Origin of the sequence: Bilophila sp. 4_1_30 (assembly GCF_000224655.1) — a bacterium.
GTDB lineage: Bacteria > Desulfobacterota > Desulfovibrionia > Desulfovibrionales > Desulfovibrionaceae > Bilophila > Bilophila wadsworthia.
The window spans coordinates 105,731-118,890 of record NZ_JH114232.1; the positions used below are offsets into that span (position 1 = coordinate 105,731).

10 protein-coding genes are annotated in these 13,160 nt (G+C 61.1%); 9 read left to right on the plus strand and 1 reads right to left on the minus strand.

The annotated features are described in order from the left end of the window. Positions 1-236: 236 nt before the first annotated feature. The 8 genes from tgt (at position 237) to hisG (ending at position 11,216) form a co-directional block, all read left to right on the plus strand. Entirely contained in the window at positions 237-1,352 is a 1,116-nt protein-coding gene (gene tgt / locus HMPREF0178_RS07230; protein ID WP_009368123.1) for a tRNA guanosine(34) transglycosylase Tgt, read from the plus strand. A 275-nt stretch (positions 1,353-1,627) separates the two neighbouring features. After that, complete coding sequence (locus HMPREF0178_RS20420) at positions 1,628-3,352, plus strand: lipid II flippase MurJ (RefSeq protein ID WP_232281231.1); 1,725 nt, start codon at positions 1,628-1,630, stop codon at positions 3,350-3,352. Between the two features lie 295 nt (positions 3,353-3,647). Next, entirely contained in the window at positions 3,648-5,678 is a 2,031-nt protein-coding gene (locus HMPREF0178_RS07240; RefSeq protein ID WP_009368125.1) for an LTA synthase family protein, read from the plus strand. Positions 5,679-6,037: 359 nt separating this feature from the next. Next, complete coding sequence (locus HMPREF0178_RS07245) at positions 6,038-6,754, plus strand: hypothetical protein (protein ID WP_009368126.1); 717 nt, start codon at positions 6,038-6,040, stop codon at positions 6,752-6,754. A gap of 257 nt (positions 6,755-7,011) precedes the next feature. Continuing rightward, positions 7,012-8,706, plus strand: coding sequence for a biosynthetic-type acetolactate synthase large subunit (gene ilvB, locus HMPREF0178_RS07250; protein WP_009368127.1), 1,695 nt, complete (start codon positions 7,012-7,014; stop codon positions 8,704-8,706). A gap of 275 nt (positions 8,707-8,981) precedes the next feature. Beyond that, the gene (gene dapA / locus HMPREF0178_RS07255; protein ID WP_005027894.1) at positions 8,982-9,872 is read left to right on the plus strand and encodes a 4-hydroxy-tetrahydrodipicolinate synthase; all 891 of its coding nucleotides are present in this window, start codon (positions 8,982-8,984) and stop codon (positions 9,870-9,872) included. An 80-nt stretch (positions 9,873-9,952) separates the two neighbouring features. After that, entirely contained in the window at positions 9,953-10,345 is a 393-nt protein-coding gene (hisI, locus tag HMPREF0178_RS07260; protein WP_005027895.1) for a phosphoribosyl-AMP cyclohydrolase, read from the plus strand. Next, the gene (gene hisG / locus HMPREF0178_RS07265; RefSeq protein WP_005027896.1) at positions 10,338-11,216 is read left to right on the plus strand and encodes an ATP phosphoribosyltransferase; all 879 of its coding nucleotides are present in this window, start codon (positions 10,338-10,340) and stop codon (positions 11,214-11,216) included. Before hisI ends, hisG begins: the two co-directional genes overlap by 8 nt. Positions 11,217-11,612: 396 nt before the next feature. Here the strand turns inward: hisG and HMPREF0178_RS07270 are convergent, their stop codons facing one another. Further along, entirely contained in the window at positions 11,613-12,086 is a 474-nt protein-coding gene (locus HMPREF0178_RS07270; RefSeq protein ID WP_009368128.1) for a 23S rRNA (pseudouridine(1915)-N(3))-methyltransferase RlmH, read from the minus strand. A 113-nt stretch (positions 12,087-12,199) separates the two neighbouring features. Here HMPREF0178_RS07270 and HMPREF0178_RS07275 point away from each other — a divergent pair, with 113 nt between their 5' ends. Further along, the gene (locus tag HMPREF0178_RS07275) at positions 12,200-12,853 is read left to right on the plus strand and encodes an L-threonylcarbamoyladenylate synthase (protein ID WP_009368129.1); all 654 of its coding nucleotides are present in this window, start codon (positions 12,200-12,202) and stop codon (positions 12,851-12,853) included. The last annotated feature ends 307 nt before the right edge of the window (positions 12,854-13,160 follow it).

Sequence of the window (13,160 nt, forward strand, 5' to 3'; positions counted from 1 at the left end):
ACAGTCGATTGCGGAATTTTTGTTTGCTCTGCCCGTAACGGATTTCTCTCTTTCCACTCGGGGAAATCCCCAAAGGAGAAAAGGGCCCGGCGGGAATGTATCTTCATGTTTCTGATAAGGCATTCGGCTTACCAAGCCCTTTCTCCCTTTCCTTCACATACGGGGTACGGTTGAAGATTGCGCACATCCCGGATGTAGCCCTTTTCAACTGCCTTCATAGCCTGTAAACTGGTGGAATGAACACACCCGGAACCTTTCAGATACACGCCACGGACGGCGCGGCCCGTACCGGCGTTCTCCAGACGGCCCACGGCCCGGTAAACACGCCCATCTTCATGCCCGTCGGCACGGTTGGCAGCGTGAAGGCCATCGCTCCCGACGATCTCAACGCCATAGGCGCGGAAATCATCCTCGGCAACACCTATCACCTGTACCTGCGGCCCGGCGACGAACTCGTGGCGCGGCGCGGCGGCCTGCACGGCTTCAACGCGTGGGACAAGCCCATCCTCACGGACAGCGGCGGCTTTCAGGTCTTCAGCCTTTCCACCCTGCGGACCATCAAGGAGGAAGGGGTCACCTTCCGTTCCCACCTCGACGGCTCGAAGCACCTGTTCACGCCGGAAAAGGTGGTGAGCATCCAGCGCAACCTGAATTCGGACATTATGATGGTGCTTGACGAGTGCGTGCCCGCCGGGGCGGATCACACCTACACCGCCCGATCGCTGACCATGACCACCCGCTGGGCCAAACGCTGCCGTGACGCCTATCCCAAGGGGACGGCGGGAAACCTGCTGTTCGGCATCGTGCAGGGCGGCATGTTCAAGGATCTGCGTTCGGAGTCGGCGCGCCAACTCATCGATCTCGACTTCGAGGGCTATGCCATCGGCGGGCTTTCCGTAGGCGAAAGCAAGGACGTCATGATGGAGATGCTGTACCATACGGCTCCCATACTGCCTTCCGAAAAGCCCCGCTATCTCATGGGCGTGGGCACGCCGCTGGACATCATCAAAGGCATCGACGCGGGCGTGGACATGTTCGACTGCGTCCTGCCCACGCGCAACGCCCGCAACGGCACGCTGTACACCTCGCTCGGCAAGCTCAACATCAAGCGCCGCGAATTTGCCGAGGACGACGGCCCGCTCGATCCCGCCTGCAACTGCTACACCTGCCGCACGTTCTCCCGCGCCTATTTGCGGCATTTGTACGTTTCGCAGGAGCTGCTCTCCTTCCGGCTCAACTCCATCCACAACCTGACCTACTTCCTCGACACCGTCCGCGGGGCCCGCGCCGCCATCCGCGAAGGCCGCTGGGCCGAGTACAAGCGGCGGTATGAAGAGTTATATGAGGTGTAGGGGGAGATAAGGATTGAAGGGGGGAGGGGAAACCTTTCTGAAGAAAGGTTTCCCCTCCCCCCCTTCAAACTTCCCCCCTCCTCTTCCAAAGACTTTTCCCCTTACCCAGTCCCTTATCCAGAGTGTTCCCTATGACAGAGAAACACGACTCGCCGAACGGTTTTCCTCCAGCGCATCAAGAGCGTTTGGAACAAGGCCGGGAAGCTGGCCCCCCCTTCTTCAAAAAGGATTCCCCCTCCTCGTCTTCCTCCTCGAAAAACACGTTGATTGTCGGTGTGGGGACGCTCATTTCACGGCTTTTAGGGTTTGTGCGCGATGCCGGCATTGCATGGCTGCTCGGCGGTTCGGGGGCGGCGGACGCGCTCACGGCGGCACTGCGGATTCCGTACATGGCACGGCGGCTGTTCGGCGAAGGCACGCTGTCCCTCTCCCTGACCGCCGCCTGCACGCGGGAACGGCTGCGGGGCGGTTCCGGCTGCGGGCTTGCGCTGGCGGTAACGCGCAAGCTGGCCTTATGGACGGGGTTCTTGGCTTTGGCGTGCATGGCGGGAGCGGGAATCATCATGCGGGCTATCGCGCCGGGTTTGGAGGAGCGCCCGGAAGTGTTTGGAGAGGCCGTTACGCTGTTCCGTATCTGTGCTCCGTATATCTGGAGCGTCATGATGGCGGCGGGCTGCATGGCGGCCCTGCACAGCAGGCAGCGTTTCCTGCTGCCTTCGCTGACGCCGTCCCTGTTCAACCTTTGCGTCATCGACTTCGCGCTGCTGGCGGCCTTCAACCCGTCGCTGCAACCGGGCGTGCTCGTCGCCTGCGGCGTCCTCTGCGGGGGTATCTTGCAATGGCTGGCTCAGATACCGGCAATCCGTATCCTCCAGCGCGAAGAGGGGAAAGTGGAAAAGCCCGCCGATGCACGGACAGTCTCGGAGGTCTTCCGCCGTCTCCCCGCAGGCATCGTTGGGGCCGCCATGCCTCAACTGGCCTTTCTCGGAGCCTCCGCTCTGGCTTCGCTTCTGCCCGAAGGCCATATGGCCTCCCTGTTTTACGCCGAACGGCTGCTGGAATTTCCTCTCGGCGTGCTCGGCGCCGCCGTGGGGATGGCCGCCGCGCCGCGCCTCGCGGAACTCGCTGCCTCCGAAGGGCTTTCCCGTTCTTCCCGTTCCTACGAAATCCCCTCGCTTTCCCTGCCCCAAAAGCCCGAACAGGCTGATCCCCCACCGCCTCTTTCCGCTTCCCGTACGGCCCGCAACGACACCAAAGCGACACCCGGCGCCAGCTTGCAAAAGCCTTGGGAAGGTGAGGGGATGGAGTTTGAGGAGGGAGAGCCTTTTTTCAAAAGAGGGGAGCCCCCCCACGGTTCCCTCTCCCCTTCCCCAAGTTCCCTTCCAACCGCCCCTTCCCACGCCTTCTCGGATGAAATCCAGCGGGCGGCGCTGCTGTCGCTCGGCCTGAACCTGCCCGCAGCTGCGGGTCTGGCGGCGATATCCCTGCCGCTGGTCGCCGTTGTGCTTGGGCACGGGGCCTTTGATGCGGAAGCCGTTTCCGCCACGGCGCTTGCCCTGTGCGCCTACGCGCCCGGCCTGCCCGCCTATGCGCTTTCCCGGCCCCTGCTGGCGGCTTGCCACGCCTTGAAAAGCGGGCTCCCGCTCAAGGCCGCCGTCGTTGCTCTGGCCGTCGCCCTTGCCGGAGGTTACGCCTTCACCCTGCGTTTCGGGGCATGGGGGCCGCCGCTCGGCGTCTCCTTGGGGCTCTGGTGCAATGCGGCCCTGCTCTGGATCGGACTCTCCCGCAGGGTTTCCCTGCGGCTTCCGCTCCGCTCCCTCGCCGTACAGCTTGCTGGAACGGCCCTGACCTTCGGGAGCGCCTATGGCGTTGTCCTCTGGGCCGGGCACGCCTCGAACATCGCGCAGCTGGCCCTTGCCATACCAGCCGGGGCAGCCGTGTACGCCGCCTCCCTGCTCATCGGCGACCGGAATTCGTTCCGCCTCTTGAAAAAGCGATAGTCCACCTGGAGCATTTCCTCTTTACGTTGCCGTATTTCAAAGGCCATTGATGCCGGAAAAGACTGTAATGAGCCGATAGGCATGACCAGCATTGGAAAGGGGGGATGGACTCCGCGCTGGCCAATTGAGGGAAGGAATGCTTTTCCTCAAAAAAACTCCCCTTCCCCAATGCCTCTACGCTCTTCCAAAGTTTACCCGATCTATCATTCCGGGCGGGCAACGCACCTCGCCCCGTGCGCTTTCCCACCTTTTCTAGGTACTTCACATTCTCACGCGCTCGTCCTATACAAAAAAAATGCAAAAGACATCTTTCTTCCCCCCGTTTATCCGCACCCTCAGCGTCCTTTTTATTGGCACGCTGTTGGCGCTTGTGCTGGCGCGAGGAGCCATGCTCGGCATCCTCTGGCCGGAAGTGGCCGGGAACCCCGCTTCCGACATCCTGAACGCCCTGTACATCGGTACGAAGTTCGATATTCGCATGGTCGTACTCGGGCTCATCCCCATTGCGCTCATCCTCGGCATCCCGCCTCTTGAGCGCCTTCTGGTCCGCAGCCGAGGCTTCCGTGGCTTGATCAACTTGTTGTACGCTACGGTTTTCGCCGCGGCCACGCTCGTGTACATCATCGATTTCGGCTGGTTCTTCTACATGCACACCCGCGTGGACGCGAGCCTGTTCGAACTGCTCGGTGACCCGGACATCGCCGGGACGATGGTCTGGGAAAGTTACCCCGTCGTCTGGATCACGTTCGGGCTCATCGTGGTTACGGCGCTGTACGCCCTGTTCTTCGGCAAAACGCTGGCCAGGCACGAAGCCACGCCGCGCCTCGGATGGAAAGGCCGCACCGGATGGAGCGTCGCCACATTCGCGATCCTGTTCCTCCTCGGCTACGGACAGATCAGCTCCAACCTCTTCCCGCTGCGTTGGAGCAACGCCTTTTTCAGCGTGGACAAAAACATCTCCATCCTCGCCCTGAACCCCATCCAGAACCTTTTCGATACGGTCAACGCGGCGCAGGGAACCCGGCCGAACATCGAGGCCACCCGGGAAAGCTACCCCCGCGTCGCGGCATGGCTCCGCGTGCCCAACCCCGATCCGCAAAAGCTCAACTTCATGCGCACGGTGCACGGCACCCCGGCGGAACGGCAGGAAAAGCCGCTGAATGTGGTGGTCATCATCATGGAATCCATGACATGGCCGCGCACGTCCTTCTCACCCAACCTGACCGGCATTCCCGAGGACACCACGCCGAACCTGATGGCCCTCTCCAAGGATTCGCTGTACTACCCGCTGTTCTTCGCGCCGACGCGCACCACCGCCCGCGCCATCTTCACCACCATGACCGGCATCCCGGACGTGAACCGCTCCGGCGGCACCAGTTCCCGCAATCAGGCACTGGTGGATCAGGCGCTGATGATGAATGAATTCAAAGGGTACAGCAAATATTACATGATCGGCGGCAGCGCGAGCTGGGCCAACATCCGGGGCTTCCTCTCCCACAACATTGAGGGATTGCACCTGCTTGAGGAAGGCTCGTGGAAAGCCCCCAATACCGACGTGTGGGGCCTTTCCGATCTCGATCTGTTCCGCGAGGCGGCCGCCGCGCTCACGAAATCCCCGAAGCCGTTCGTGGCGGTCATCCAGACGGCGGGGTTCCACCGCCCCTACACCATCCCCGAAGACAACGCGGGATTCCAGATCAAACAGCCGTCCGAAGCCATCCTCAAAAACTACGGCTTCACCGGCGCGGACGAATACAACTCGCTCCGCTTCTCCGACCACTCGCTCGGCGAGTTCTTCAAAATCGCCCGGCAGCAGCCCTGGTTTGACAACACCGTGTTCGCCATTTTCGGCGATCACGGCCTGAACGACACGTCCCTGAACATGTCCCCCGGCTATCTGGCCTGCCGCCTCCAGAGCAACCATACGCCCATGCTCATCTACGCGCCCGGCCTCGTCGCTGCGGGCAAACTGCAGCCCGGCGTCGACGGCCGCCCGTGCGGCCAGCCGGACATCTTCCCCACGCTGGCGTCCCTCGCCGGAATCCCCTACCGCTACAACGCGATGGGGCGGAACCTCCTCGATCCGGACACCAAACGGGATGAAATGCAGTTCCTCGGCGGGGAAACCGAATCCACGGTGCGGCTTGTGGAAAACGGCTATTGCTACATCCGCGAAACCGACGAACACATGTACAAAATGGACGCCCCCGTACTGGAGGATCTGCTCAACACGGACCCCGAGCGCGCCGCCCACATGCGCCAGTACGCGCAGGACTTCTACAACGCTTCCAAGTACCTTTTGTATAACAACAAAAAGTTCGACTAATTCTGAAAGGCTCCTTTCTCCCCGAAGAGCATGGGGCTCCCGTAGCGGTTCCCCATAACCAACGAAGGCCGGTGTTAGCGCATCGGCCTTCGTTGGTTATGGCAGGGATTGCATTCCGCACGGGTACGGTTGCATTCCGTAATGTCCCCAGACCGAAACAGCCTCTGCCGCAATGTGGCGAGATCTTCTCCTTCATGCTGAACCATCTTTAATAACAAGAGAGTACGCGTCTTCCTTTTCCAGAAAGGGCAAATGGCACGTTCCATGCTTTTGCGAGTGCACAGCCTGCCGCCTCAGCCGAAAGGGCGCCGCAGCTGCGGACCTCACGTCCTTCACGGAACATCAACAAAGGAAAACAAATGCCTCACCCTACGATACACGCCGTTTGTCTCGCGTCTTCCGGCAGGGCCCTGTCCGGAACCTGCTCCGGGCCCGCCGCCTTCGTGAACAACCGCAAGAAAACAAGTCCCCATGAGTCCATTCTGTCCGGCATAAAGTCACGGTTCGGGGCACTGGCCCGATACCTCGCGGCCCTGGACGAAAAAGCGGCCGCCAGATTATCCGCCGCGGATCATCCGCACCAGGCCGTCAAACGACTGGAGACGCTCCTTCCCCTGCCGGAAACGGGAACGCTGCTGCACTTCGAAGCGGGGGACGGCGGTTTTCTGGAAGCCTTTCACGCCGCGCGGCCCGGCTGGGAACTTTCGGCCATCGAATCCGGCGACGCGTTCATGCGGTTGCTCAAAAAAGCGTTCCTGCGTTCCGCCTACAATGCGGACTACCGCGATGCCGACATCGTTTCCCGGTTCGACATCATCGCCGTTACTAAGCCTCTGGATGAAGTGGAGAAGCCTCTCAACGCCGTCCGCTGGCTGAGCCGCCGCCTCGCTGACAACGGCACGCTGTTCCTCTGGCAGCCCGCTCTCCCTCTGGGCACGGGCTTGTCGCTCCACGGCCTCCCGATCCGCATCGCCAACCTTACGGCCCTTTGCAAGGCCGCAGGGCTATCCGTGGACACGATCACAACGGAAGGCGACGTCGTCTGCCTCTGTGCCCGGAATACGTCTCAACGCTAATACACGGGGAAACTTGTTAAAATGTGTGTCCCCAAAAACTATTGAAGAAAAGGCGGGGAGCCCTCCTCACAACGCGCCAAAAGCGCATAAGGACATCCCTCTACACGGGAAATCGCCTCCTTATGAGCCCAAGGCCCGAAAACCGGAGAGAAAAAAGGGGGAAAGCCCGGCAAAAGGGCTAGACCTCCAACTGTCTCACGGCTATACACAACAGACGGAGTGTTCTTTTCACCTTGTACCGAACGGAGTGTTCTTCAATGCAGTTGAACGGTGCCAGAATTCTCATCGAGTGTCTGATTCGCGAAGGCGTCAACATCATCTTCGGGTATCCCGGGGGGTCCGTACTGGACATCTATGATGAACTGCCCCAGTACGGCGAACAGCTACGCCACGTTCTGGTACGTCACGAGCAGGCCGCCGTTCACGCCGCCGACGGATACGCCCGCGCTACGGGCAAGGTCGGCGTCTGCATGGCCACATCCGGCCCCGGAGCCACCAACACGGTGACCGGCATCGCGACCGCGTATTGCGACTCCATCCCGATGGTGATTTTCACCGGGCAGGTACCCACCGGCCTCATCGGCAACGACGCGTTCCAGGAGGTGGACATTGCGGGCATCACACGCCCCTGCACCAAACACAACTATGTGGTGAAGGACGTGAAGGAGCTCGCCAAGGTCGTACGGCAGGCCTTCTATCTGGCCCGTTCCGGGCGTCCCGGCCCCGTGCTTGTGGACCTGCCCAAGAACGTGCTTCAAGGTTCGGCCGAATTCGTCTGGCCCGAAGACGTGAGCCTGCGCAGCTACAACCCGACCTACCGCCCCAATTACGCCCAGATCCGCAAGGTCGTGGACGCGCTCTACAATGCGGAGCGCCCCCTGCTGTTCGGCGGCGGCGGCGTGATCATGTCCAACGCCAGCGAAGAGTTCCGCAATCTCGCCAAGAATCTGAGCATCCCGGTGACCTGTTCCCTGATGGGCCTCGGCGCGTTCCCCTGCGATCACCCGCAGTGGCTCGGCATGCTCGGTATGCACGGGACCTATGCCGCCAACAAGGCCGTCAGCAACGCCGACCTCCTGATTGCCGTGGGCGTGCGCTTCGACGACCGCGTGACCGGACGCCTCTCCTCCTTTGCGCCCAAGGCCACCATCGTCCATATCGACATCGACCCCACGTCCATCCACAAGAACGTCAACGTGCGTATCCCCGTGGTGGGCGACTGCCGCAATTCGCTGGTCGCCATCCGCGAACACCTCGCCGCCCGCGAACCGCTCCCCTGGAAGGAACGCTTCGCCGCATGGCAGGGCCAGCTTGACGAATGGAGGCAGGAACAGCCCATTACCTGGACGCCGGGCGAAACGACGATCAAGCCGCAGGAAGTCATCAAGGCCGTGGACAAAATCACGGAAGGCAAGGCCATCCTGACCACGGAAGTGGGCCAGCACCAGATGTGGGCCGCGCAGCTCTACAACTTCACGGAACCGCGCACCCTGCTCACCTCGGGCGGCCTCGGGACCATGGGCTACGGCTTCCCCGCCGCCATCGGCGCGCAGTTCGCCTATCCCAACAAGCTCGTCATCGACGTGTCCGGCGACGGCTCGTTCCAGATGAACCTCCAGGAACTCATCACCGCCGTCAGCAACAAGCTGCCGGTCAAGGTACTGCTCCTGAACAACGGCTGTCTGGGCATGGTCCGCCAGCTCCAGGATCTTTTCTACGGAGGCCGCCTCAACGCCGTGGACATCCCGGATCAGCCGGACTTCGTGAAGCTTGCCGAAGCCTATGGGGCCGAAGGCTACCGCGTCGCCAAGCTGGAAGATCTTGAATCCACGCTCCGCACCGCGTTTGCCAGCCCGAACACGGCCATCATCGACGTTATCGTCGAGCGCGACGAAAACGTGTACCCCACTGTACCCTCCGGGGCTTCGCTGGACGAAATGCTGTTGTTGTAAAAATGTTGGGAGAGGGAACCCTTCCGCGAACGGGTTCCCTCCCTTCTCAAGACACACCACCTCTCCCTCCCCTCTTTTCAACCGTGGGGAGGCCGCTCGGAAGGCCGTTTCGAGAGTGCGAACGCCCATTGAAACGGCGGCTGTGCGGAAAAAGCTGTAAAACAAGACTGTTGGGCGCACGGAACCCGGAACGGCGCTTTTTGCCGCCGTCCGCTTTACTGCCTCCGTGCTTTACGATACGTTCAGACCCATCACCGTACCGAAAGGGGATTGTTATGACTACCGGACGTTTCCACGGAGCTTTCACCGCACTGGTGACGCCGTTCAAGAACGGCAAGATCGATGAGGAAGCTTACCGTGAATTCATCGAATGGCAGATCGAACAGGGCATCGACGGCCTCGTGCCCTGCGGCACCACCGGCGAATCCGCCACGATGACCCACGACGAGCATGAAGCCGCTATCCGCATCTGCGTCGAGCAGGTCAACAAACGCGTTCCCGTCATCGCCGGCGCGGGCTCCAACAACACCCGCGAAGCCATCCCTCTGACCCAGTTCGCCAAAAATGTCGGGGCGGACGCCGCCCTGCACATCACCCCCTATTACAACAAGCCCACGCAGGAAGGCCTGTATCAGCACTTCAAGACCATCTGCTCCGAAGTGTCCATGCCCGTCATCCTGTACAACGTGCCCGGCCGCACCGGCTGCAACATGCTGCCCCCCACCGTGGCCCGCATCGCCCGTGACGTGCCCGATGTCGTGGGCATCAAGGAAGCCACCGCGGATCTCATCCATGTATCCGACCTCGTGGAACAGTGCCCCGAAGGTTTCCAGATCCTCTCCGGCGACGACTTCACCGTGCTGCCCCACATCGCCGTGGGCGGCTGCGGCGTCATCTCCGTGACCGCGAACGTCGCTCCCAAGCTGATGGCCGACCTCTGCAAGGCCACCCTCGCCGGGGATATGGACGAAGCCAGACGCCTGCACTTCAAGCTCATGCCCATCAACCGGGCCATGTTCCTTGAAACCAACCCGATCCCGGTCAAGACCGCCGTGTGCATGATGCGCGGCCTTGATCTCGAGTTCCGTCTGCCTATGGTTCCGCTTATGCCGGACAACCTTGAAAAGCTGACCAAGATACTCAACGATTGCGACCTGCTTCATTAATGCAAGCGTACGTAAGCGCCACGGCCTCCTCGGAGTCCGTGGCGTTTTGCGTTTGAAAAACATACGCACAAGGAGACTTCATGGAATCGTCACTTGCCTTTGCGCCGGACTTCAGCAAATCTGGGGGCCTCATCGCCGCCGTCGCTCAGGATGCGGAAACCCTTGATGTACTCATGCTGGCGTGGATGAACCCCGAAGCATGGGAAAAGACCCTCGAAACGGGCGAAGCCCATTATTACAGCCGCAGCCGCAAGTGCCTGTGGCATAAAGGCGGCACGTCGGGGCATGTGCAGAAGGTGAAGTCCATCCGGCTTGATTGCGACGGCGACGCCGTCGTGCTGCTCATCGAACAGATCGGCGGGGCAGCCTGCCATGAAGGGTATAGAAGCTGCTTCTCGCGTGAACTCCGCGACGGTAAGGTATCCCGCTGTTCCGAACTCGTATTTGATCCCAAAGAGGTGTACAATGGCTAATCCCATTCTCAAGCTCGGCCTGCCCAAAGGCTCTCTGGAAGACCCGACCATCGATCTCTTCGACCGTGCCGGTTGGAAAGTGCGCAAGCATCCCCGCAACTATTTCCCCGACATCAACGATCCCGAGATCACGGCCCGCCTCTGCCGCGTGCAGGAAATTCCCCTCTACATTCAGGACGGCGTGCTTGATCTCGGCCTGACCGGCAAGGATTGGGTGAAGGAAACCAAGGCCGACGTGGTGGTGGTTTCCGACCTCATCTACTCCAAGGTTTCCAACAAGCCCGCCCGCTGGGTGCTCGCCGTCGCCGACGACTCCCCCTACCAGAAGCCCGAAGACCTCGCGGGCAAGCGTATCGCCACCGAACTCATGGGCGTGTGCACCGAATATTTCAAGGAACGCAACATCCCGGTCAACATCAACTATTCGTGGGGCGCGACCGAAGCCAAGGTTGTGGAAGGCCTCGCCGACGCCATCGTGGAAGTGACGGAGACGGAAACCACCATCCGCGCCCATGATCTCCGCGTCATCGACGAAGTGCTGGTGACGAACACGGTGCTCATCGCCAACGCCGCCGCCATGCAGGACCCGGAAAAACGCCGCAAGATCGAGCAGATTGATCTGCTCCTCCAGGGCGCACTGCGTGCCGAGTCGCTCGTCTGCCTCAAGATGAACGCCCCCGCCGCCAAGCTGGACGCCGTCCTCGCCCTGCTGCCCTCCCTGAATTCCCCCACCGTCGCCCCGCTTCAGAACGGCGAATGGCTCTCTCTTGAAACCGTGGTCAGCACCGGCATCGTCCGCGACCTCATCCCCCAGCTCCGCGAAGCCGGAGCCGAGGGAATTCTGGAATACGCGCTGAACAAGGTTATCTAAGGGGAAATGCCTCCGGCGGGCAGGGCTCCGCCCTGCACCCGCTGGGGGGCGAGCCGCCCCCCAGACCCCGGCATAACGGCGGACGCAAAAGGGTTCCGTGTCCAGCGCAAGCTGGATGCGGAACCCTTTTGCGTCCGCCGTCTTGTCTTCGTCGGGAGTCCCCCGTTCGAGGTCACGGTGACACGCTCAATTTTTGTAATTAATACAAAAAATCCAAGAATGCGCTGCCGGGAAACTTTCAACAAACCTCGACATGCCGCATCACCGCAACCATCATCCGCCCCACTTACGAAAGTCTTTGAAGAGGAAGGGGGGAGGTTTTGGAGGGGGGGGAGGGGAAACTTTCTCCAGAAAGTTTCCCTCCCCCCTCCAATCTCCATTTCCACCCCAACTCCATCAATGATGATACGGCAGCCCGCGCGTTAACGACTCGGCACGGTACAACTGCTCAAAAAGCACCACGCGGGCAAGCTCATGCGTCATGGTGAGAGGCCCGAGCGCAATCAGATGGGCTGCCGCCTGCTTTACGGAATCATCAAGCCCAAAGGCCCCGCCGATGATGAAACAGGGGCGACGGCTGGCGTTCTCGGAAAGCCGCTCCAGAAAAGCCGAGAATTGCCGGGAGGTAAAGGTCTTCCCCCGTTCGTCAAGCACAACGGGAATGTCGGAGGCGGAAAGGGCGGATAGAATCCCCTTGCCTTCCAAAGCATTACGGTCAACAATAGGCAAGGAAGGATCACCGTCCTTTATGATGGACTCGGTGAACGCCCGCCAGCGGACGAGCCGCTCAACGTAATGCTCGGCGGCCGCCTTCCAGAAGGGCGTCTTCAAACGCCCCACGGCAACGATTCGCAATGGTTTTAAAGTCATGATGCCCTGTTGTTGCGGGGATAGAATGCATGTTGCGGGCTTCGGGCCCGTAGCCTCACAAGCTCTGAAAAGAGAGCCTTCACCTAACATCGGCAGGTCCGGGAGGCAAGCATATGGCATCTTCACAGGCTAGCGGCGTCAACACGCCGCCCTACGTCGACTTAAAACGCGCGGTGGAGCTCATGCTTGATGGGCATCCCGTCATCTTCCCGACGGAAACCTTTTTCGCGCTCGGGAGCCGCGCCCTCGACGCCGACGCCACTGCGCGCGTTTACCGGGCCAAGCACCGCTCCACTGTCCGCCCTCTGCCCTTGATTCTGGGTGACTGGGAACAGCTTGATATGATCGCCAAGGTCCACGACGAACTCATGCCGCTCCTGAAACGCTTCTGGCCCGGCCCGCTCTCGGTCATCTTCCCGGCACGCCTCCGCGTCCCGGACATCCTCACCGGAGGCACGGGCCGCGTGGCCGTGCGCCTGTCCTCGCATCCCGTAGCCCGCGCACTCGCGCAGGCTGTGGGCGAACCCATCACCTCCAGCAGCGCGAACATCAGCGGCAACCCCGCCGTCGTCAGCGTCAAGCAGCTCGACGAAGAGCTGATCGCTTCGGTCATGGGCATCCTTGATGAGCCGCCCGTTCCCGCCGGGGGGCTGCCCTCCACGCTCGTCGAGCGCATGGAAGACGGCAGGCTCCGCCTCCTCAGGGCAGGCGCCGTCACCTCCGCGCAGATCGCTGAAGCCGGGTTTGAGGTTGTGGAAGAGGAATAAGATTGGAGGGGGGAAGGGGAACCCTTCTGTAGAAGGGCTTCCCCTTCCCCCTCCAAACCTCCCCCTTTCCCCTCCCAAGACTTTCAACTTTATCGAATCCTACACGGCGGCTTTTCCGTTCGCGACAAATTCTTCTTAGGATCTTCCTTTCTCAAAAAACAAAAACGGCCCGGAATTCTTTCCCGGGCCGCTTCTTTTTCTCTTTCACTTTCCGCCGGGGGACGCCTGCCAAGGTTCAGCTTTCACGCCGCCCTTCACGCCGTCTACCGTTACGAAAGTTTTAGGGGGGAGGGGATGGGGTTTGGGG

Excerpts from the sequence above, each read along its gene's own strand:
- HMPREF0178_RS07240 (WP_009368125.1), top strand. The coding sequence starts at position 3,648 with ATGCAAAAGACATCTTTCTTCCCCCCGTTTATCCGCACCCTCAGCGTC.
- hisG (WP_005027896.1), top strand. The coding sequence starts at position 10,338 with ATGGCTAATCCCATTCTCAAGCTCGGCCTGCCCAAAGGCTCTCTGGAA.
- HMPREF0178_RS07270 (WP_009368128.1), bottom strand. The coding sequence starts at position 12,086 with ATGACTTTAAAACCATTGCGAATCGTTGCCGTGGGGCGTTTGAAGACG.
- tgt (WP_009368123.1), top strand. The coding sequence starts at position 237 with ATGAACACACCCGGAACCTTTCAGATACACGCCACGGACGGCGCGGCC.
- HMPREF0178_RS07245 (WP_009368126.1), top strand. The coding sequence starts at position 6,038 with ATGCCTCACCCTACGATACACGCCGTTTGTCTCGCGTCTTCCGGCAGG.
- dapA (WP_005027894.1), top strand. The coding sequence starts at position 8,982 with ATGACTACCGGACGTTTCCACGGAGCTTTCACCGCACTGGTGACGCCG.
- HMPREF0178_RS07275 (WP_009368129.1), top strand. The coding sequence starts at position 12,200 with ATGGCATCTTCACAGGCTAGCGGCGTCAACACGCCGCCCTACGTCGAC.
- ilvB (WP_009368127.1), top strand. The coding sequence starts at position 7,012 with ATGCAGTTGAACGGTGCCAGAATTCTCATCGAGTGTCTGATTCGCGAA.
- hisI (WP_005027895.1), top strand. The coding sequence starts at position 9,953 with ATGGAATCGTCACTTGCCTTTGCGCCGGACTTCAGCAAATCTGGGGGC.